Source organism: Myroides sp. (assembly GCF_032073645.1).
GTDB classification, from domain to species: domain Bacteria; phylum Bacteroidota; class Bacteroidia; order Flavobacteriales; family Flavobacteriaceae; genus Flavobacterium; species Flavobacterium odoratimimum.
On record NZ_DAMANB010000003.1, the window covers coordinates 12,732 to 32,664 of the forward strand.

A 19,933-nucleotide genomic window follows, 5' to 3' on the forward strand; every position below is an offset into this window, starting at 1 on the left:
AAGTTTTACTCACTACTAGCAAACATATTCTAGTAATTTTTCAGTAGGAAAGATAGGAATTATTATGCATACATACAAGTCATATTCGTAAAGTAATCATTAAAAATGAACAAAAAACCTCATTTTAGAGACTAACAAAACGAATGAAAAAATAAGGCATACTAAATAATCATAAACACATTGGATTAGTTAAAAAAAAACATTATTCACAATAATTTATTTTTACAAAATACCAGCATAACCGTGCCCATGTACTATAAAATAAAAAAGCGGTAGATATGATATCATATCTACCGCTTTTTATTTATAAAGGATTATCTTTTTACTTTAAAAGCATTCCCCTGAGGATAATAAGCGATATCACCTAATTCTTCCTCTATTCTTAATAATTGATTATACTTAGCCATACGATCAGATCTAGACGCAGAACCAGTTTTAATTTGTCCACAATTAAGAGCAACAGCTAAATCAGCAATAGTACTATCTTCTGTTTCACCTGAACGGTGAGACATAACAGAAGTAAATCCAGCATTCTTAGCCATGTTAACAGCAGCTATAGTCTCAGTAAGTGTTCCTATCTGATTTACTTTAATCAAAATAGAGTTACCAATACCTTCATTAACACCACGCTCAAGTCTAGCTACATTAGTAACGAATAAATCATCACCTACTAACTGAACTTTATCACCAATCTTATCCGTTAAATACTTCCAACCATCCCAATCATCTTCATACATACCATCTTCAATAGATACTATTGGATACTTCTCAACTAACTCAGCTAAGTAATCAGCTTGCTCTTGAGAAGTACGAACTTTACCTAATTCACCTTCGAATTTAGTATAATCATATTTACCATCTACATAGAACTCAGAAGCCGCACAATCCAAAGCGATCATAATCTCATCTCCAAATCTATAGCCTGCATTCTCAACTGCTAATTTAATAGAATCAAGAGCATCTTCAGTACCTTTTAATGTAGGAGCAAAACCTCCTTCGTCACCTACTGCTGTACTTAATCCTCTCTCGTGTAAAACGTTCTTCAAATGATGGAATATCTCAGTCCCCATTTGCATAGCATGTGTAAAAGTAATTGCTTTTACAGGCATGATCATAAACTCTTGAAATGCAATAGGAGCATCAGAGTGAGACCCACCATTAATAATATTCATCATTGGAACTGGTAGCGTGTTTGCAGAAACACCACCTACATAACGATATAATGGCATTCTTAACTCATTTGCTGCTGCTTTAGCTACTGCTAAAGAAACACCTAAAATAGCATTCGCTCCTAAATTTCCTTTATTACTAGTACCATCTAATTCAATCATCAATTGGTCAATAGTATTCTGTTCGAAAACACTAACACCTACGATGTGCTCAGCAATTACATTGTTAACGTTATCAACAGCTTTTAATACTCCTTTACCTAAGAAAGCTTTACCACCATCGCGTAACTCTACTGCTTCGTGCTCACCCGTAGAAGCTCCAGATGGAACAGCAGCACGACCTAACATACCACTTTCAGTAATAACATCTACTTCTACTGTAGGATTCCCTCTAGAATCTAATATTTGACGTGCATGCACACTAATAATTGTACTCATAAATTGTGTCTTAAAATTTAGTATAAACAAATTTACAACTTTAATTGAACTTACTTAATACAGATAAGAAATAAAGTTTATATATAACGAAAGGAACTACACTGTAGCTCCTTTATTATTTTTTATATTCTCGACAAACTCATCAAATAAATATCTTGAATCATGTGGTCCAGGACTTGATTCAGGATGATATTGTACAGAGAAAACATTCTTATTTTTCATCTTCATACCAGCAACAGTACCATCGTTTAAATGCACATGAGTTAGCTCAAGATTATCATGCTTACTTAGCTCCTCCTTATTAATTGCAAAACCATGATTCTGTGATGTGATTTCACCTTGAGTAGAACCTAAATTCATAACAGGATGGTTCACTCCGCGGTGTCCGCTAAACATCTTAAAAGTACTCACACCTTGAGACAAGCCGATTAATTGATGGCCTAAACAAATACCGAAAACAGGAAGCCCTGAATCTATAACTTTATTAACCGTGTCAAGAACTCCTAATTTTGCTAAAGCTTGTGGATCACCAGGTCCGTTAGATAGGAAATATCCATCAGCACCAAATGCTACTAATTCATCATAAGAAACATTGTAAGGAAACACCTTTACATAACAATCTCTCTCTTCGAAACAACGCAAAATATTTGTTTTAATACCAAAATCAACTGCCGCAATTTTATGAGACGCATCAGGATTACCAAAGTAGTAAGCTTCTTTAGTAGATACTTTAGAAGACAACTCTAAACCTTCCATTGAAGGAACGTTCTCTAACATCACTTTTAACTCCTCAATTGATTTACCATCTGTTGAGATGATAGCATTCATAGCACCGTTGTCTCTAATATGAGCGGTAAGAGCACGTGTATCAACATCAGAAATAGCTATAAGATTAGCCTTTTCCAAATAAGTCAATAAATCCGATTCTGAATTTGGACGTGAATGATAATAACTAAAGTTTTTACAAACTAAACCAGAAATCTTAATTCCATCAGAATCAACTTCGTCAACATTAACCCCATAGTTACCAATATGAGCAGTTGTTGATAACATGATTTGACCGAAGTAAGAAGGATCTGTAAAGATTTCTTGATAACCTGTCATTCCAGTGTTAAAACAAATCTCTCCGAATGCTGTACCTTCTACACCAACCGACTTACCAAAAAAAACAGTTCCATCTTTTAAAACTAAAACCGCCTTCTTTCTTTCTGAATATTCCATTGTATTGTTGTGTTGTATTAATTTTTAGCAAAAATAAAAAAAAAAGGACATCCTTATAAAGAATGTCCTTAATATTATAAATAACAAAAATAAATTTTGTTGATACTATTCATTAGTTTCAGCTTCATTAGAAGTTGCCTCAGTCGCAGGAGCTTCAGCAGCTTTCTTTTTACCTCTACGAGTAGATGATTTTTTAGCTTCTTTCTTAGCAACGTTGTATAATTCGTTGAAGTCAACGAATTCAATCATAGCCATATCAGCGTTATCTCCTAAACGATTACCTAACTTAATAATACGAGTATATCCACCTGGACGATCTCCTACTTTTTGAGCTACTTCTCTAAATAGTTCAGTAACTGCGTCTTTGTCTCTCAAATAAGAGAAAACAACACGACGGTTATGAGTATCGTCAGTTTTAGCTTTAGTTACTAATGGCTCAATAAACTGCTTTAAAGCTTTAGCTTTAGCTACAGTAGTATTGATACGCTTGTGCTCGATTAAAGAACAAGCCATATTAGCAAGCATAGAGTTTCTATGTCCTGCTTTTCTACCTAAGTGATTTATTTTCTTTCCGTGTCTCATTTCTTACTAGAATTTAGACTTTGCAGTCTAGTTTATTCTTTATCTAATTTGTATTTTGATAGATCCATCCCGAAATTAAGTCCCTTAACAGCTACTAACTCTTCTAATTCAGATAAAGACTTCTTACCGAAGTTTCTAAATTTCATCAAGTCGTTTTTGTTAAATGATACTAAGTCTCCTAATGTATCTACTTCAGCCGCTTTCAAACAATTCAATGCTCTAACTGAAAGATCTAAATCAACTAGTTTAGTTTTTAGAAGCTGTCTCATATGAAGAGATTCCTCATCATACGATTCAGTTTGTGCAATCTCATCTGCCTCTAAAGTAATTCTCTCATCTGAGAATAACATAAAGTGGTGTATTAATGTTTTTGCAGCTTCAGTTAACGCATCTTTTGGATGAATAGAACCATCGGTAATGATATCAAAAACTAACTTCTCATAGTCAGTTTTTTGCTCAACACGATAGTTTTCGATAGCATACTTAACGTTCTTAACTGGAGTATAAATTGAGTCAGTAAAGATAGTACCAATAGGAGCATTAGGTTTTCTATTCTCTTCAGCTGGTACGTAACCTCTTCCCTTCTCAATAGTAAGATCCATATTAATAGTTACATTACTATCCATATTACAGATAACTAATTCTGGATTCAGAATCTGGAAACTAGAAATGAATTTCTGGAAATCACCTGCAGTCAACTGTTCTTTACCAGAGAAAGAGATACTAACAGTTTCATTATCAACATCTTCAATTTGACGTTTAAAACGAACTTGTTTTAGGTTAAGAATGATTTCAGTAACATCCTCAACTACACCAGCGATAGTAGAAAACTCATGATCTACTCCTTCAATACGAACTGAAGTAATTGCATATCCTTCAAGAGAAGAAAGAAGAACTCTTCTTAATGCATTACCTATTGTCAATCCATATCCCGGTTCTAAAGGTCTAAATTCGAATTTGCCTTTAAAATCGGTCGAATCAATCATGATAACTTTATCGGGCTTTTGAAAATTAAATATTGCCATATTTGTTTCGACTGAATGTCAATTATTATTTGTTGTACAACTCTACGATTAACTGTTCTTTGATGTTTTCAGGAACTTGAAGTCTTTGAGGTACAGAAACAAATGTTCCTTCTAACGTTTCAGGATTCCAAGTAATCCACTCGTAAACAGCGCTAGAATTAGATAATGAACGTTCGATAGTCTCTAGAGATCTTGATTTTTCACGAACAGCAACTTTATCACCAGGTTTCAATTGGTATGAAGGAATATTTACTAATTCCCCATTTACAGTAATATGTCTATGAGAAACGATTTGACGTGCAGCTCTACGAGATGGAGCAATTCCCATTCTGAATACTACGTTGTCTAATCTTGACTCACATAATTGAATTAATACCTCACCAGTAACTCCACGAGCTGCAGCAGCTTTTTTGTATAAGTTTCTGAATTGTTTTTCTAAAATACCGTAAGTATATTTAGCTTTTTGTTTTTCTAATAACTGGATAGCATATTCAGATTTCTTACCTCTTTTTCTTGCTAAACCATGTTGTCCTGGAGGGTAATTTCTTTTTTCTAAAGACTTGTCATCTCCGAAAATTGCTTCACCGAACCTACGTGCGATTTTTGTTTGTGGACCAGTATATCTTGCCATTTCTTAATAAAATTGAAAAAAGGTAGGGATTATGAATTCAGGTCACTTTCCTCCGATAATCTATTCCTACCTTTGGTTATACTATAAAATTAAACTCTTCTTCTCTTTGGAGGACGACATCCGTTGTGTGGCATTGGAGTAATATCGATAATCTCTGTTACTTCGATACCACCGTTATGTAAAGATCTGATTGCAGATTCTCTTCCGTTTCCAGGTCCTTTTACATAAACTTTTACTTTTTTCAATCCTGCCTCAAGTGCAACTTTACCGCAATCTTCTGCAGCCATTTGAGCAGCGTAAGGAGTGTTCTTTTTAGAACCTCTGAATCCCATTTTACCTGCTGATGACCAAGAAATCACTTCACCTTTTTTGTTAGTTAATGAAATGATGATATTGTTAAACGTCGCATTAATATGAGCTTCACCTGTTGACTCAACAAGTACTTTACGTTTTTTTGTATTCGCTTTAGCCATATTACTACTTATTATTTAGTTGCTTTTTTCTTGTTAGCAACAGTTTTTCTTTTACCTTTTCTTGTTCTAGAGTTGTTTTTAGTTCTTTGTCCTCTTAATGGAAGACCAGCTCTATGACGGATACCTCTGTAGCATCCGATATCCATTAAACGTTTGATGTTTAATGAAATCTCTGAACGTAATTCTCCTTCAATTGTGAATTGACCTACAGCTTCACGGATAGCTCCGATCTCGTCGTCATTCCAATCTTGAACTTTTTTATTTTCGTCAACTTTAGCTCTTTCTAGAATTTCTTTAGCTCTACTTGAACCAATTCCAAAAATATAAGTTAAAGCAATGATTCCTCTTTTGTGTTTAGGTATATCTACCCCTGCGATTCTTGCCATAATTATCCTTGTCTTTGTTTAAATCTAGGATTCTTTTTATTAATAACGTAAAGTCTACCTTTTCTACGTACTATAATGCACTCGGCACTTCTTTTTTTAACTGATGCTCTTACTTTCATTTTAATAGCCTCTTTAATATCTATAAGTAATTCTTGCTTTGGTCAAATCGTAAGGGCTCATCTCTAATTTTACTCTGTCACCAGGTAATAATTTGATATAATGCATACGCATCTTACCTGAGATATGGGCGATTACTACGTGTCCATTTTCTAATTCCACACGGAACATAGCATTTGATAATGCTTCAATAATTGCTCCGTCTTGTTCTATTGCTGATTGTTTTGCCATAAAAACTAAGCTGTTGCTCTTCTATTTTTACCACTTGTCATCATGCTATCATACTGTTTGTTCAGTAAATAAGCATTGACTTGTTGAATTGTATCGATTACAACACTTACCATAATCAATAACGATGTTCCTCCATAAAACATTGCCCAACCTTGTTGAACTCCTAATAAACTTACCACGATTGCAGGGAAAACTGCGATTAGTGCTAAGTAAAGAGAACCTGGGAATGTTATTAAAGACATGATTCTATCTAAGAAATCACCTGTCTCACTACCTGGTTTAACACCTGGTATAAAACCGCCACTTCTCTTTAGATCATCAGCCATCTTATTAGTAGGTACTGTAATTGCGGTGTAAAAGTACGTAAAAATTATGATTAATAAAGCAAAAAGTGCATTATACTCCCAACCAAACACATTATGAAATGTTGTACTGATTGATTTAGCAGTATCCGAAGTTGACAAACCTGCTACTGCAGCTGGCACAAACATGATCGCCTGAGCGAAGATGATTGGCATAACTCCTGATGCATTTAACTTTAATGGAATCCACTGACGGTTACCGCCTAACATAGATTGATCATAAGTTCCTGAAGCACTTCTTCTTGCATACTGAACCGGTATACGTCTCACAGCAAGAGTTAAATAGATACAAGCAACGATGATTAACAACCATAAAATTACTTCTATAACCACCAACATAGGTCCTCCATTATTTTCTGTAATTCTTGATTGGAATTCTTGGATGAAAGACATTGGAAGTCTTGCAATAATACCAACCATAATTAATAATGAAATTCCATTTCCAATACCTTTATCAGTAATTTTTTCACCTAACCACATTGCAAAAACAGTTCCGGTCACTAGTATAATTACTGAAGAAAACAAGAATGAGAAAGAATTGAAACCTAACAAAAATGCATCCGGTGGTAATTGCACATACAAGTTATAGATGTAACTAGGTCCTTGTAATAAAGTAATACCGATTGTCAACCATCTTGTTATTTGGTTCATCTTCTTTCTACCGCTTTCTCCATCATTTTGTAGCTTTTGTAGATAAGGAACCGCGATTCCCATCAACTGAACTACTATGGAAGCAGAAATATAAGGCATAATACCTAATGCAAATACAGATGCTTGCGCAAATGCACCACCTGTAAAAACATTTATTAACCAACCGATACCTTGATCAGTTTGATCAGTTAAAGCTTGCAATTTCGTTGCGTCAATACCTGGAAGGGTAACTTGTGTACCAAAACGGTACACAAGCAATAACCCTAAAGTTATCAAGATTTTGTTCTTTAACTCTTCAATTTTCCAAATACTGGCTAATGTTTCAAAAAACTTCTTCATCTTGTTTATTAAGATTTTATAACGTTACAATTTCTCCACCAGCTGCCTCGATTGCCTCTTTAGCAGATGCTGAAAACTTGTGTGCAGAAACTTTTAATTTTGCTTTTATCTCTCCACGCCCTAAAACCTTAACTAAACTATTTTTAGAAGTTAATCCTAACTCAACTAAAAGAGCAAAATCAACAGTGTCTTTTACTACTCCGCTATCAACTAAAGATTGTAATCTTTCTAAGTTGATAACATCATATTCTACTCTATTGATGTTTTTAAAACCAAATTTAGGAACACGTCTTTGAAGTGGCATTTGTCCTCCTTCAAATCCGATTTTTCTTGAATATCCTGAACGTGATTTAGCACCTTTGTGTCCTTTTGTAGAAGTTCCTCCTTTACCAGACCCTTCACCACGACCAACACGTTTGTTTTGGTTGTGTACTGAACCTTTTGCTGGTTGTAAATTACTTAAATTCATACTCTACAATATTATTTAGCCTCCTCTACAGAAACTAAGTGTTGAACTTTACTTACCATTCCTAAGATTGCAGATGTAGCATCATGCTCCACCACTTGACCAATCTTACGAAGTCCTAAAGCCTCTAATGTTCTCTTTTGTACAAGAGGACAATTAATTTGGCTTCTTACTTGTTTTACTTTAATTTTTGACATAACTCTCTCAAATTAACCTTTAAATACTTTTTCTAAAGAAATTCCTCTTTGTTTTGCAACTGTAGAAGCACTTCTTAAACGTAATAAAGCGTCAAAAGTAGCCTTCACCACGTTGTGAGGATTTGAAGATCCTTGAGATTTAGATAATAAATCTTTAATCCCAACAGATTCTACAACCGATCTCACAGAACCTCCAGCGATTACTCCAGTACCCAAAGATGCAGGCATCAATAATACTCTTGCTCCACTGAATTTTCCTTTTTGTTCGTGAGGAATAGTATGACCATTTAAAGGAACTCTAACTAAGTTTTTCTTTGCATCCTCTACTGCTTTAGCGATTGCTTCAGAAACGTCTTTTGATTTACCCAAACCATGACCCACTACACCGTTTTCGTCACCTACTACTACTACAGCAGAGAATCCAAAAGCTCTTCCCCCTTTAGTAACTTTAGTAACACGGTTTACACTAACCAAACGATCTTTAAGATCAAGACCAGTTGGTTTTACAAATTCTACGTTTTTATAATTTTGATACATAACTAATTAGAATTTTAATCCAGCTTCTCTAGCGCCTTCAGCTAATGATTTAACACGACCGTGGTATAAATAACCTCCTCTATCGAAAGATACAGTTTCTACACCAGCTTTCAAAGCTTTCTCTGCAATTAGTTTCCCAACCGATGCAGCAGTTTCAATATTGGTTCCTCTTGTTATCCCAGCTTCTCTTGAAGATGCTGCAGCTAGAGTTACTCCATTCACGTCATCTATGATTTGCGCATAGATTTCTTTATTACTTCTGAATACAGAAAGTCTTGGCTTAGCAGCAGTACCGCTAACGATCTTTCTAATTCTGAATTTAATACGTTGTCTTCTTTCAGATTTTGTTAATGACATAGTCTTAATTTTTAAGCTGATTTACCTGCTTTTCTTCTTAACTCTTCACCCACAAACTTGATACCTTTTCCTTTGTAAGGTTCTGGTTTACGGAATGAACGGATTTTTGCTGCTACTTGACCAACTAATTGTTTGTCAAATGAAGTTAATTTAACGATTGGATTTTTACCTTTTTCAGATATAGTTTCCACTGTAACTTCTTTTGCAATATCCATCACGATATTATGAGAGAAACCTAAAGCTAAATCTAACTTTTGTCCTTGATTAGCAGCACGGTATCCTACCCCAACCAATTCCAAACTGATAGTAAATCCTTCTGAAACTCCTTTAACCATATTGTTGATTAAACTACGGTATAATCCGTGTTTAGCTCTTTCAATCTTATCATCAGAAGAACGCTCAACGATTACTTGGTCTTCTTCAACTTTAATACTAACTGTATCAAACTTTTGAGAAAGCTCTCCTAATTTACCTTTTACAACAATCTCTCCTTCTTTAACGTCAACCGTTACTCCAGCAGGTATTGCTATTGGACTTTTACCTATTCTTGACATCTCTTAGTCTTTTTAAATTAGTATACGTAACAAACTACTTCTCCACCAACATTCAATTGTTTCGCTTGCTTTCCAGTCATCAATCCTTTTGATGTTGAAACGATAGCGATTCCTAATCCGTTAAGGATTCTAGGAAGATCTGCTGCAGAAGCGTATTTACGCAAACCTGGTTTACTAATTCTTTGGATATCTCTAATTACAGACTCTTTTGTGTCTTTATCATATTTCAAAGCTATTTTGATTGTCCCTTGAACTGAACTATCATCAAATTTATAGCTTAAGATATATCCTTGATCGAATAATATTTTCGTGATTTCTTTTTTGAAGTTTGAAGCTGGAATTTCAACCACTTTGTGGTTAGCTCTCACAGCGTTTCTAACTCTTGTAAGGAAATCTGCTATTGGATCTGTATACATGTTTTTACCTTTAAATCTTAATTACCAACTTGCCTTTTTTACTCCAGGTATCAATCCATTATTTGCCATTTCACGGAATGTAACACGAGAAATACCGAATTGACGCATATACCCTCTTGGTCTTCCTGTTAACTTACATCTGTTGTGTAAACGAACTGGAGAAGCATTTTTAGGTAACTTTTGTAATCCTTCATAGTCACCAGCTTCTAAAAGAGCTGTTCTCTTAGCAGCATATTTATCTACTAATGCTTGTCTTTTAACCTCACGGGCTTTCATTGATTCTTTAGCCATACTTAATTCTTTTTAAAAGGTAATCCTAATTCAGCAAGTAAAGATTTCGCTTCTTTATCTGTTTGAGCAGATGTTACGAAAGTGATATCAAAACCAGCGATTTTGTTAACTTTATCGATATTGATTTCAGGGAAAATGATTTGCTCAGTAACACCTAAGTTATAATTTCCTCTTCCGTCAAAACCATCAGATTTAATACCTGAAAAGTCTCTTACACGTGGTAAAGCTGAAGTTACTAAACGATCTAAAAATTCATACATTCTCTCTCCACGTAACGTTACTTTTGCCCCGATTGGCATTCCTTTTCTTAATTTAAAAGTAGCAACGTCTTTCTTAGAGATAGTAGCTACTGCTTTTTGTCCTGTAATTTTAGTTAACTCCTCAACAGCGTAATCAACTAATTTTTTATCAGAAACAGCAGCACCAACTCCACGGCTAACAACGATTTTCTCAAGTTTTGGAACTTGCATTACGTTTTTATAACCGAATTCCTCAGTAAGAGCAGAGATAACTCTGCTTTTATATTCTTCTTTAAGTCTTGGTATATAAGCCATAACTATAATACTTGATTTGATTTTTTAGAAACTCTAACATTTTTTCCGTTCTCGTTTTTCACGATAGCTACTCTTGTAACTTCGTTAGTCTTAGGATCTACGATCGCTAAGTTAGAGATTTGGATTGGAGCCTCTTTTTTAACAATTCCACCTTGAGGGTTAGAAGCACTAGGCTTCACGTGTTTAGAAATGATATTCACCCCTTCAACAATAGCTTTGTTCTTTTCACGTAATACACGTACAACTTTACCTTCAGTACCTTTATGGTCACCAGCGATAACGCGTACAGTATCTCCTGTTTTTATCTTTAGCTTAATCATGTTTAGAACGAATTATAACACCTCTGGTGCTAATGATACAATTTTCATGAATTGTTTTTCACGAAGTTCTCTCGCAACCGGACCAAAAACACGAGTTCCTTTCATCTCCCCAGCAGCATTTAACAATACACATGCGTTATCGTCAAATCTGATGTAAGATCCGTCAGCTCTTCTCACTTCTTTTTTAGTACGAACTACAACTGCAGTTGAAACGCTACCTTTTTTCACGCTTCCGTTTGGAGTTGCTTCTTTAATTGAAACTACAATTTTATCACCTACAGAGGCATAACGACGTTTCGTTCCTCCTAAAACACGGATAGTCAAAACTTCTTTTGCACCCGTATTATCTGCTACTTTAAGTCTAGATTCTTGTTGTACCATAATTATTTCGCTCTTTCAATGATTTCAACTAATCTCCAACATTTTGATTTAGATAATGGACGTGTCTCCATGATCTTTACTGTATCACCAATGTTGCAATCATTTGTTTCGTCGTGTGCAACGTATTTTTTCGTTTTCAACACGAACTTACCATATAATGGGTGTTTTACTCTCTTTACTTCAGACACAACAATAGATTTCTCCATTTTATTGCTAGTAACAACACCTATTCTCTCTTTTCTTAATTTTCTATTTTCCATCTTTCGGCAGAATACAATTATTGTAACTCTCTTTTACTTAACTCTGTATTCACTCTTGCAATACTTCTTCTTACGTTTCTCAACTGTAATGGATTCTCGATTGGAGAGATTGCGTGAGCAGATCTTAAGTTATTATATGTGCTAGTCAACTGTACCAGTTGCTCTTGTAATTCAGCTACAGATAGATTTACTATTTCTGATTGTTTCATGATAAAAATTTTATTATGCTTCGAAATCTCTAGCAATTACAAATTTAGTTTTTACAGGAAGTTTTTGAGCAGCTAAGCGTAACGCTTCTTTTGCTACTGAAATTGGCACTCCACCAACTTCGAACATAATTTTTCCTGGTTTTACCACAGCAACCCAGTATTCTACTGCACCTTTTCCTTTACCCATACGTACCTCTAGAGGCTTTTTAGTAATAGGTTTGTCTGGGAAAATTTTAATCCATAACTGCCCTTCACGTTTCATGAAACGAGTAGCAGCGATACGCGCTGCCTCGATTTGACGTGAAGTGATAAATGCAGAGTCCATAGATTTGATTCCAAACATACCATTTGAAAGTTCATGCCCTCTTTGAGAAATCCCTTTCATTTTACCTTTCTGTACCTTACGGTATTTTGTTCTTTTAGGCTGTAACATTTTTCTTCAGTTTAAAAATTACTTTCTTTTGCGTGGGTTAGATTTACCTTTTGGAGATCCTGCTGATTTAGATTGTTTTTTATCCATTCCAGCTAACGGAGAAAGATCTCTCTTACCGTAAACCTCACCTTTCATGATCCACACTTTAATTCCCATTCTACCATAAGTAGTGTGAGCTTCAGCAAGTGCATAATCGATGTCTGCTCTGAAAGTTGACAACGGAATTCTTCCTTCTTTGAAAGTCTCAGAACGAGCCATTTCAGCACCGTTTAAACGACCAGAAATCATAACTTTGATTCCTTCAGCGTTCATTCTCATCGCTGCAGCCATTGCCATACGGATAGCTCTACGGTAAGAAATTCTGCTTTCGATTTGACGAGCGATACTAGCAGCCACTAAGTATCCGTCTAATTCAGGACGTTTGATTTCAAAGATATTGATTTGAACTTCCTTATCAGTAATCTTTTTCAATTCCTCTTTTAACTTGTCTACCTCTTGTCCACCTTTTCCGATAATGATACCAGGTCTAGCAGTAGTGATAGTAACGGTTACAAGTTTTAAAGTTCTCTCGATGATTACTTTAGATACACTAGCTTTTGATAAACGAGCATGGATATACTTTCTGATCTTGTGATCTTCAGCGATTTTGTCACCGTAGTCATTTCCACCATACCAGTTTGAGTCCCATCCTCTGATAATACCAAGGCGATTCCCGATTGGATTAGTCTTTTGTCCCATACTGCTTATTAATTGCTTTGTGTGTTATTATTAGATCCTAATACGATTGTTACGTGATTAGAACGTTTTCTGATTCTGTGTGCTCTACCTTGAGGTGCAGGACGAAGTCTTTTTAACATCATTCCTCCATCTACTCTGATTTCTTTAACGATCAATCCAGCTTCTTCAATGTTAGCGTCGCTGTTTTTCGCTTGCCAGTTAGCAATTGCAGACAAAAGTAATTTCTCTAAATTACGAGAAGCATCTTTTGAACTGAATTTTAATATATTTAGAGCTTTTTCTACTTTCTGTCCTCTTACTAAATCCGCTACTAAACGCATTTTTCTAGGAGAAGTAGGGCAATTGTTTAGCTTTGCAAAAGCAACTTGCTTGTTAGCTTCTTTAATTTGCTCAGCTCTTTCTCTTTTACGAACTCCCATAGCTTCTTATTATTTTTTACCTTTATTCTTTGCACCAGCGTGACCTCTGAACGATCTTGTTGGTGAAAATTCCCCTAATTTATGTCCTACCATGTTCTCTGTTACATAAACAGGAACAAACTGACGACCATTATGTACTGCGATAGTTTGTCCAACGAAATCAGGTGTAATCATTGAAGCTCTTGACCAAGTCTTGATAACTCCATTTTTTCCACTTTCTACGTTTACTTGAACTTTCTTCTCTAATTTATAGTGAACATAAGGTCCTTTTTTTAACGAACGTGCCATGTCTTAATCTTTTATTTCTTTCTACGTTCAACGATATACTTATTACTCGACTTAACTTTAGAACGAGTTCTGTACCCTTTAGCAGGCATCCCGTTTCTAGAACGTGGGTGTCCTCCTGACGAACGACCTTCTCCACCTCCCATTGGGTGATCTACTGGGTTCATTGCTACTGGTCTAGTTCTAGGTCTTCTACCTAACCATCTTGATCTACCTGCTTTACCAGAAACGATTAATTGGTGATCGTGGTTAGACACTGCTCCGATAGTAGCCATACATTCTAATAAAATCAAACGGATCTCTCCAGAAGGCATTTTAATAGTAGCATATTTACCATCTCTAGCAACTAACTGAGCGAAAGTACCTGCTGAACGAGCGATAACTGCTCCTTGTCCAGGACGTAATTCGATACAAGATATAACAGTTCCTAAAGGAATTTTGCTTAAAGGCATTGCATTACCAACTTCTGGTGACGCATCTACTCCTGAAACTACAGTTTGTCCAACTTTCATACCGCTTTGTGCAATAACGTATGATTTAGCTCCATCTACATAAGCAATCAAAGCGATGAATGCTGTACGGTTTGGATCATACTCAATTGACTTAACAGTAGCTGGGATACCAACTTTAGTTCTTTTAAAATCAACTATACGGTATCTTTGTTTATGACCACCACCCATGTAGCGCATGGTCATTTTTCCTTGACTATTTCTACCTCCAGATTTTTTTTTCGGTGCTAGTAAACTACGCTCCGGCTTATCAGTTGTTATAGCGTCAAAACTATTCACAACTCTAAAACGCTGACCTGGGGTAATAGGTTTTAATTTTCTAACTGACATTATTTATTAGATATTTGAATAAAAGTCTATACTATCTCCTTCTTTCAATTCAACTATTGCTTTCTTGTAAGCATTAGTTTTAGCGTTGATCATTCCACTTTTCGTGTACTTAACAGAACGCTTTGCAGCATAGTTCATAGTATTCACGTTAACAACAGAAACTCCATAAGCAGCCTCAACTGCTTTTTTAATTTCAATTTTGTTCGCTTTTCTATCAACAACAAACCCAAAACGGCCAAAAGTTTCGCCGTCTTTAGTTATTTTTTCTGTAATTATAGGCTTAATTAAAACACTCATGTTCCTATTATTTACTTAAATTTTCTACAATTCCTGCTACAGAACCCTCAGTTAACACTAAACTTCCAGCATTCAAAATACTGTAAGTACTTAATTCAGAGTTAGTTACAACAGCAGCCTTCCCTAAATTGCGTGATGACAAATATACATTTTTATTTGATTCACCAAACACAAATAGAGATTTTTTATTTTCCAATCCTAAACCTTTCAATACGTTGATGAAATTCTTAGTGCTTGGAGCCTCGAAATTAAAGTTCTCAACTACGATTAAATTTGATTCTTTCACTTTGATAGAGAAAGCAGATTTTCTCGCTAAACGTTTTAAACTTTTGTTTAATTTGAAAGAGTAGCTTCTTGGTCTTGGCCCGAAGATTCTTCCTCCTCCACGGAAAACTGGCGATTTAATACTTCCTGCTCTTGCAGTACCAGTTCCTTTTTGTTTTTTAATCTTACGCGTACTTCCAGAGATCTCAGCTCTTTCTTTAGCTTTGTGAGTTCCTTGTCTTTGATTTGCTAAATATTGTTTAACATCAAGATATACTGCGTGATTATTTGGTTCTATACCGAATACTGAATCTAAAAGCTCAACTTTTCTACCAGTATCTTTTCCTGTGATATCTAAAACTTTTACTTCCATTACTTCTGAACGATTACATAAGAGTTTTTGTGTCCTGGAATTGCTCCCTTAACCACAAGTAGATTTTTATCAGCTACTACTTTTAAAACTCTAAGGTTTTGTACTGTTACATTTACTCCTCCAGTTCTTCCTGCCATGCGCATTCCTTTGAATACTCTTGATGGGTAAGAAGAAGCTCCAATAGATCCTGGCGCTCTTAAACGGTTCTTTTGACCGTGAGTTACCTGACCAACTCCACCAAAACCATGACGTTTTACAACCCCTTGGAATCCTTTTCCTTTAGATACACCTTGTACATCTACATATTCACCTTCTATGAATAAATCTGCAGTGATCACATCACCTAATTTATACTCTCCAGCAAAATCTTTGATTTCAACAACTTTTCTCTTAGCAGATGTTCCAGCTTTTTTAAAGTGACCTAACTCAGCTTTAGTAGCATGTTTATCTGTCTTGTCATCGAAACCAAGTTGTAACGCTTCATACCCGTCAACCTCAATGGTTCTGACTTGGGTAACGACATTAGGACCCATTTCGATTACTGTACATGGAATGTTTTTTCCATTCTCATCGAAAATACTAGTCATGCCGATTTTTTTACCAATTAACCCAGACATAAATATTAATTATTAATTATAAAATTTTATTTTATTTTCTAAAAGAACTAAGTATTGGTGACTATAACACCAATACTTAGCCTTTGATATTCTTATTGAATCTTGTTATTTATCACACTTTGATTTCAACTTCAACTCCACTTGGTAACTCTAATTTCATTAAAGCATCAATAGTTTTAGAAGATGAAGAATAGATATCTAACAATCTTTTGTATGAACTTAACTCAAACTGCTCTCTTGCTTTTTTGTTCACGTGAGGAGAACGAAGAACAGTAAAGATTTTTTTATGAGTAGGTAATGGAATAGGTCCAGTTACTACTGCTCCTGTACTTTTTACAGTTTTTACGATTTTCTCTGCTGATTTATCAACCAACATATGATCGTAAGATTTTAATTTTATTCTGATTTTTTGACTCATTTTACTCTAAAATTAAGCGTTACCTTTTGCTTTAGTGATTACTGCCTCTGAAATGTTTGATGGTGTTTCAGAGTAGTGAGAGAACTCCATTGTAGAAGTTGCTCTACCAGATGATAATGTTCTTAATGTAGTTACATATCCGAACATTTCTGATAATGGAACAGAAGCTTTAACAACTTTTGATCCAGCTCTATCATCCATGCTGTTGATTTGTCCACGACGACGGTTCAAATCTCCAACGATATCACCCATGTTTTCTTCAGGAGTCAATACTTCTAACTTCATGATAGGCTCTAAGATGATCGCACCTGCAGCTTTAGCAGCAGCTTTGTATCCCATTTTAGCAGCTAATTCGAACGATAATGCATCCGAGTCAACCGCGTGGTAAGAACCGTCAGTTAAAGTTACTTTCATAGAATCCATTTCGAATCCAGCTAAAGGTCCTTGTTTCATCGCCTCTCTAAATCCTTTCTCTACAGAAGGGATATATTCTTTAGGAACGTTACCACCTTTAACTTCATTCACGAACTGTAATCCAACGAATGGTTTTCCATCAACGTCATCAGCAGGTCCCATTTTGAATACGATATCAGCAAACTTACCACGTCCACCAGATTGCTTTTTATAAGCTTCTCTATGTTGTGCTTCACGTGTAAGAGCTTCCTTATACTCAACTTGTGGCTCTCCTTGATTAACTTCAACTTTGAACTCACGTTTCATACGGTCGATCAATACGTCTAAGTGTAACTCACCCATACCAGAGATTACAGTTTGTCCAGACGCTTGGTCAGTTTTAACTGTAAAAGTTGGATCTTCCTCAGCTAATTTAGCTAAAGCAGTACCCATTTTATCCATATCCGCTTTTGTTTTTGGCTCAATAGCGATACCGATTACTGGGTCTGGAAATATCATACTTTCTAATACGATAGGTTTTTTCTCATCACATAAAGTATCTCCAGTTTTGATATCTTTAAATCCTACTGCAGCTCCAATATCTCCAGCCTCAATATATTCAACCGGGTTTTGTTTGTTAGCGTGCATTTGGTAGATACGAGAAATACGCTCTTTGTTTCCAGAACGAGTATTCAATACATAAGATCCAGCGTCTAAGTGTCCTGAATAAGCTCTAAAGAATGCTAAACGACCTACGAATGGGTCAGTAGCAATTTTAAATGCTAATGCAGCGAACGGCTCAGTAACCGATGGCTTACGTACGATTGGCTCTTCAGTATCAGGATCTGTACCTTCGATAGCTTCCTTATCCATTGGAGAAGGTAAGTAACGACATACAGCGTCTAACATGAACTGAACACCTTTATTTTTGAATGAAGATCCACAAGTCATAGGGATGATGCTCATATCAAGAGTAGCAGCACGTAAAGCTACGTGGATTTCGTCCTCTGTGATTGAGTCCTCATCTTCCATAAATTTCTCAAGAAGATTTTCATCATAAGCAGCAATCTCTTCGATTAATTGACCTCTGTATTGTTTTACATCGTCAACCATCTCTGCAGGGATCTCAACAACGTCAAAAGTAGAACCATGATTCTCATCATGCCATACGATTGCACGGTTTTTCACTAAGTCAACGATACCTTTGAAATCAGCCTCATCACCAATAGGTAAAACGATTGGCACAGCGTTAGATTTCAACATATCTTTAACTTGTTGACATACTGCTAAGAAGTTAGCTCCTTGACGGTCCATTTTATTAACGAACCCCATACGTGGAACTTTATAATTATCAGCTAATCTCCAGTTAGTTTCAGACTGAGGCTCAACACCATCAACTGCACTAAACAAGAATACTAATCCATCTAATACACGTAAAGAACGGTTTACCTCTACAGTAAAGTCAACGTGTCCAGGAGTATCAATAATATTGAAGTGGTACTCCATAGATTCAGGTATTTTAGCACCTTGAACTGTTGGGAAATTCCAAGTACATGTAGTAGCTGCTGATGTAATAGTAATACCTCTTTCAGCCTCTTGCTCCATCCAGTCCATTGTAGAAGATCCTTCGTGAGTCTCTCCCATTTTGTGGTTTTTACCTGTATAGAACAAAATACGCTCTGTAGTTGTTGTCTTACCAGCATCGATGTGTGCAGCGATACCAATGTTTCTTGTATATTTTAAATCTCTTGCCATTGTATATAGTTTCTGTATGGATTAAAATCTAAAGTGAGAGAATGCTTTATTAGCTTCAGCCATTTTATGAGTATCCATTCTCTTTTTAACAGCAGCTCCTTCTTCTTTAGCAGCAGCTAAGATTTCAGACGCTAATTTTCCAGCCATAGATTTCTCATTTCTTTTTCTCGCATACAAAATCATCCATTTCATCGCCATAGAAATTTTTCTATCTGGACGAATTTGCATTGGAATTTGGAATGTAGCTCCACCTACACGACGAGAACGAACTTCTACGTGTGGCATAACATTAGTTAATGCATCTTTCCAAATTTCTAATGAAGATTTTTCTTCATCTTGTTTTTTCTCCTCAACGATCTCTAAAGCATCATAGAATACTTTAAAAGCTGTTGATTTCTTACCGTCCCACATTAAGTTGTTTACAAAACGCGTAACTAATTGATCATTAAATTTTGGATCTGGTAAAAGAGGTCTCTTTTTCGCCTGTCTTTTTCTCATGTCTTCTTCTTAAACGTTTAAACGATTATTTTTTGTCTTTAGGACGTTTTGCTCCGTATTTAGATCTTCTTTGTGTTCTACCGTTTACTCCAGCAGTATCCAAAGCTCCACGTACGATGTGGTATCTAACACCTGGCAAATCTTTTACCCTTCCACCTCTAACTAATACTATCGAGTGCTCTTGTAAATTGTGTCCTTCTCCTGGGATGTATGCGTTTACTTCATTACCATTTGTTAAACGTACCCTTGCAACTTTACGCATTGCAGAGTTTGGTTTTTTAGGTGTAGTAGTATAAACACGCGTACAAACTCCTCTTCTTTGAGGACAAGAATCCAAAGCAACCGATTTACTCTTCTTAGTCAATTGGGTTCTCCCTGTTCTTACTAATTGTTGAATTGTTGGCATAATGTTTATTAATAATTTCTACAATATATTA

At 35.6% G+C, this 19,933-nt stretch carries 34 protein-coding genes; all 34 read right to left on the reverse strand.

What is annotated here, in order from left to right:
- Positions 1 to 314: 314 nt before the first annotated feature.
- The 34 genes from eno to rpsL all read right to left on the reverse strand — a co-directional run bounded on the left by eno (position 315) and on the right by rpsL (position 19,902).
- Complete coding sequence (gene eno / locus RT228_RS03005) at positions 315 to 1,607, reverse strand: phosphopyruvate hydratase (RefSeq protein ID WP_006259468.1); 1,293 nt, start codon at positions 1,605 to 1,607, stop codon at positions 315 to 317.
- Positions 1,608 to 1,703: 96 nt separating this feature from the next.
- Entirely contained in the window at positions 1,704 to 2,828 is a 1,125-nt protein-coding gene (carA, locus tag RT228_RS03010; protein ID WP_006259469.1) for a glutamine-hydrolyzing carbamoyl-phosphate synthase small subunit, read from the reverse strand.
- A gap of 105 nt (positions 2,829 to 2,933) precedes the next feature.
- Complete coding sequence (rplQ, locus tag RT228_RS03015) at positions 2,934 to 3,410, reverse strand: 50S ribosomal protein L17 (protein WP_006259470.1); 477 nt, start codon at positions 3,408 to 3,410, stop codon at positions 2,934 to 2,936.
- A gap of 32 nt (positions 3,411 to 3,442) precedes the next feature.
- On the reverse strand, positions 3,443 to 4,435 hold the full coding sequence (locus tag RT228_RS03020; RefSeq protein WP_006259471.1) for a DNA-directed RNA polymerase subunit alpha: 993 nt from the start codon (positions 4,433 to 4,435) through the stop codon (positions 3,443 to 3,445).
- A gap of 25 nt (positions 4,436 to 4,460) precedes the next feature.
- The gene (rpsD, locus tag RT228_RS03025; RefSeq protein ID WP_006259472.1) at positions 4,461 to 5,066 is read right to left on the reverse strand and encodes a 30S ribosomal protein S4; all 606 of its coding nucleotides are present in this window, start codon (positions 5,064 to 5,066) and stop codon (positions 4,461 to 4,463) included.
- Between the two features lie 89 nt (positions 5,067 to 5,155).
- Positions 5,156 to 5,539: a 30S ribosomal protein S11 gene (rpsK, locus tag RT228_RS03030; protein WP_006259473.1), complete on the reverse strand. Its 384-nt coding sequence runs from the start codon at positions 5,537 to 5,539 to the stop codon at positions 5,156 to 5,158.
- Positions 5,540 to 5,550: 11 nt separating this feature from the next.
- Positions 5,551 to 5,925 (reverse strand): 30S ribosomal protein S13, encoded by a 375-nt coding sequence (gene rpsM / locus RT228_RS03035; protein ID WP_006259474.1) that lies wholly within the window; start codon positions 5,923 to 5,925, stop codon positions 5,551 to 5,553.
- A 2-nt stretch (positions 5,926 to 5,927) separates the two neighbouring features.
- On the reverse strand, positions 5,928 to 6,044 hold the full coding sequence (gene ykgO / locus RT228_RS03040; protein ID WP_002987490.1) for a type B 50S ribosomal protein L36: 117 nt from the start codon (positions 6,042 to 6,044) through the stop codon (positions 5,928 to 5,930).
- Between the two features lie 13 nt (positions 6,045 to 6,057).
- Entirely contained in the window at positions 6,058 to 6,273 is a 216-nt protein-coding gene (infA, locus tag RT228_RS03045) for a translation initiation factor IF-1 (protein WP_002987492.1), read from the reverse strand.
- 5 nt (positions 6,274 to 6,278) lie between these two features.
- Positions 6,279 to 7,625: a preprotein translocase subunit SecY gene (gene secY, locus RT228_RS03050; RefSeq protein ID WP_006259476.1), complete on the reverse strand. Its 1,347-nt coding sequence runs from the start codon at positions 7,623 to 7,625 to the stop codon at positions 6,279 to 6,281.
- A gap of 16 nt (positions 7,626 to 7,641) precedes the next feature.
- The gene (rplO, locus tag RT228_RS03055) at positions 7,642 to 8,094 is read right to left on the reverse strand and encodes a 50S ribosomal protein L15 (RefSeq protein ID WP_006259477.1); all 453 of its coding nucleotides are present in this window, start codon (positions 8,092 to 8,094) and stop codon (positions 7,642 to 7,644) included.
- Positions 8,095 to 8,105: 11 nt separating this feature from the next.
- On the reverse strand, positions 8,106 to 8,288 hold the full coding sequence (rpmD, locus tag RT228_RS03060; RefSeq protein ID WP_006259478.1) for a 50S ribosomal protein L30: 183 nt from the start codon (positions 8,286 to 8,288) through the stop codon (positions 8,106 to 8,108).
- A 12-nt stretch (positions 8,289 to 8,300) separates the two neighbouring features.
- Complete coding sequence (rpsE, locus tag RT228_RS03065; RefSeq protein WP_006259479.1) at positions 8,301 to 8,825, reverse strand: 30S ribosomal protein S5; 525 nt, start codon at positions 8,823 to 8,825, stop codon at positions 8,301 to 8,303.
- Between the two features lie 6 nt (positions 8,826 to 8,831).
- Positions 8,832 to 9,182, reverse strand: a complete 351-nt coding sequence (rplR, locus tag RT228_RS03070; RefSeq protein ID WP_006259480.1) for a 50S ribosomal protein L18 — start codon at positions 9,180 to 9,182, stop codon at positions 8,832 to 8,834.
- A gap of 11 nt (positions 9,183 to 9,193) precedes the next feature.
- Entirely contained in the window at positions 9,194 to 9,736 is a 543-nt protein-coding gene (rplF, locus tag RT228_RS03075) for a 50S ribosomal protein L6 (RefSeq protein ID WP_006259481.1), read from the reverse strand.
- Between the two features lie 17 nt (positions 9,737 to 9,753).
- Positions 9,754 to 10,152, reverse strand: coding sequence for a 30S ribosomal protein S8 (gene rpsH, locus RT228_RS03080; protein ID WP_006259482.1), 399 nt, complete (start codon positions 10,150 to 10,152; stop codon positions 9,754 to 9,756).
- Positions 10,153 to 10,173: 21 nt separating this feature from the next.
- Complete coding sequence (gene rpsN / locus RT228_RS03085; protein ID WP_006259483.1) at positions 10,174 to 10,443, reverse strand: 30S ribosomal protein S14; 270 nt, start codon at positions 10,441 to 10,443, stop codon at positions 10,174 to 10,176.
- A 2-nt stretch (positions 10,444 to 10,445) separates the two neighbouring features.
- A complete protein-coding gene (gene rplE / locus RT228_RS03090; RefSeq protein WP_006259484.1) occupies positions 10,446 to 10,997 on the reverse strand; it encodes a 50S ribosomal protein L5 in 552 nt (183 codons plus the stop codon).
- Positions 10,998 to 10,999: 2 nt separating this feature from the next.
- The gene (gene rplX, locus RT228_RS03095) at positions 11,000 to 11,317 is read right to left on the reverse strand and encodes a 50S ribosomal protein L24 (RefSeq protein WP_006259485.1); all 318 of its coding nucleotides are present in this window, start codon (positions 11,315 to 11,317) and stop codon (positions 11,000 to 11,002) included.
- 12 nt (positions 11,318 to 11,329) lie between these two features.
- Positions 11,330 to 11,698 carry a 50S ribosomal protein L14 gene (gene rplN, locus RT228_RS03100; protein WP_006259486.1) on the reverse strand — a complete coding sequence of 123 codons (369 nt, stop codon included), beginning with the start codon at positions 11,696 to 11,698 and terminating at the stop codon, positions 11,330 to 11,332.
- 2 nt (positions 11,699 to 11,700) lie between these two features.
- Positions 11,701 to 11,958 (reverse strand): 30S ribosomal protein S17, encoded by a 258-nt coding sequence (rpsQ, locus tag RT228_RS03105; protein WP_006259487.1) that lies wholly within the window; start codon positions 11,956 to 11,958, stop codon positions 11,701 to 11,703.
- Positions 11,959 to 11,975: 17 nt separating this feature from the next.
- Positions 11,976 to 12,167 (reverse strand): 50S ribosomal protein L29, encoded by a 192-nt coding sequence (rpmC, locus tag RT228_RS03110; RefSeq protein ID WP_006259488.1) that lies wholly within the window; start codon positions 12,165 to 12,167, stop codon positions 11,976 to 11,978.
- Between the two features lie 13 nt (positions 12,168 to 12,180).
- A complete protein-coding gene (gene rplP, locus RT228_RS03115; protein WP_006259489.1) occupies positions 12,181 to 12,600 on the reverse strand; it encodes a 50S ribosomal protein L16 in 420 nt (139 codons plus the stop codon).
- 18 nt (positions 12,601 to 12,618) lie between these two features.
- On the reverse strand, positions 12,619 to 13,338 hold the full coding sequence (gene rpsC / locus RT228_RS03120; RefSeq protein WP_006259490.1) for a 30S ribosomal protein S3: 720 nt from the start codon (positions 13,336 to 13,338) through the stop codon (positions 12,619 to 12,621).
- Between the two features lie 8 nt (positions 13,339 to 13,346).
- A complete protein-coding gene (gene rplV / locus RT228_RS03125) occupies positions 13,347 to 13,757 on the reverse strand; it encodes a 50S ribosomal protein L22 (RefSeq protein ID WP_006259491.1) in 411 nt (136 codons plus the stop codon).
- Positions 13,758 to 13,766: 9 nt separating this feature from the next.
- The gene (gene rpsS, locus RT228_RS03130) at positions 13,767 to 14,045 is read right to left on the reverse strand and encodes a 30S ribosomal protein S19 (RefSeq protein WP_006259492.1); all 279 of its coding nucleotides are present in this window, start codon (positions 14,043 to 14,045) and stop codon (positions 13,767 to 13,769) included.
- An 11-nt stretch (positions 14,046 to 14,056) separates the two neighbouring features.
- A complete protein-coding gene (rplB, locus tag RT228_RS03135) occupies positions 14,057 to 14,881 on the reverse strand; it encodes a 50S ribosomal protein L2 (RefSeq protein WP_006259493.1) in 825 nt (274 codons plus the stop codon).
- A 6-nt stretch (positions 14,882 to 14,887) separates the two neighbouring features.
- Positions 14,888 to 15,178: a 50S ribosomal protein L23 gene (gene rplW / locus RT228_RS03140; protein WP_006259494.1), complete on the reverse strand. Its 291-nt coding sequence runs from the start codon at positions 15,176 to 15,178 to the stop codon at positions 14,888 to 14,890.
- A gap of 7 nt (positions 15,179 to 15,185) precedes the next feature.
- The gene (gene rplD / locus RT228_RS03145; protein WP_006259495.1) at positions 15,186 to 15,815 is read right to left on the reverse strand and encodes a 50S ribosomal protein L4; all 630 of its coding nucleotides are present in this window, start codon (positions 15,813 to 15,815) and stop codon (positions 15,186 to 15,188) included.
- Complete coding sequence (gene rplC / locus RT228_RS03150) at positions 15,815 to 16,432, reverse strand: 50S ribosomal protein L3 (RefSeq protein ID WP_006259496.1); 618 nt, start codon at positions 16,430 to 16,432, stop codon at positions 15,815 to 15,817. Before rplC ends, rplD begins: the two co-directional genes overlap by 1 nt.
- A 112-nt stretch (positions 16,433 to 16,544) precedes the next feature.
- Positions 16,545 to 16,850 carry a 30S ribosomal protein S10 gene (gene rpsJ / locus RT228_RS03155; RefSeq protein WP_006259497.1) on the reverse strand — a complete coding sequence of 102 codons (306 nt, stop codon included), beginning with the start codon at positions 16,848 to 16,850 and terminating at the stop codon, positions 16,545 to 16,547.
- Between the two features lie 12 nt (positions 16,851 to 16,862).
- A complete protein-coding gene (gene fusA / locus RT228_RS03160) occupies positions 16,863 to 18,998 on the reverse strand; it encodes an elongation factor G (RefSeq protein ID WP_006259498.1) in 2,136 nt (711 codons plus the stop codon).
- A gap of 21 nt (positions 18,999 to 19,019) precedes the next feature.
- Positions 19,020 to 19,496, reverse strand: a complete 477-nt coding sequence (rpsG, locus tag RT228_RS03165) for a 30S ribosomal protein S7 (RefSeq protein WP_006259499.1) — start codon at positions 19,494 to 19,496, stop codon at positions 19,020 to 19,022.
- Between the two features lie 25 nt (positions 19,497 to 19,521).
- Positions 19,522 to 19,902: a 30S ribosomal protein S12 gene (gene rpsL, locus RT228_RS03170; protein WP_002987523.1), complete on the reverse strand. Its 381-nt coding sequence runs from the start codon at positions 19,900 to 19,902 to the stop codon at positions 19,522 to 19,524.
- Positions 19,903 to 19,933 lie beyond the last annotated feature (31 nt).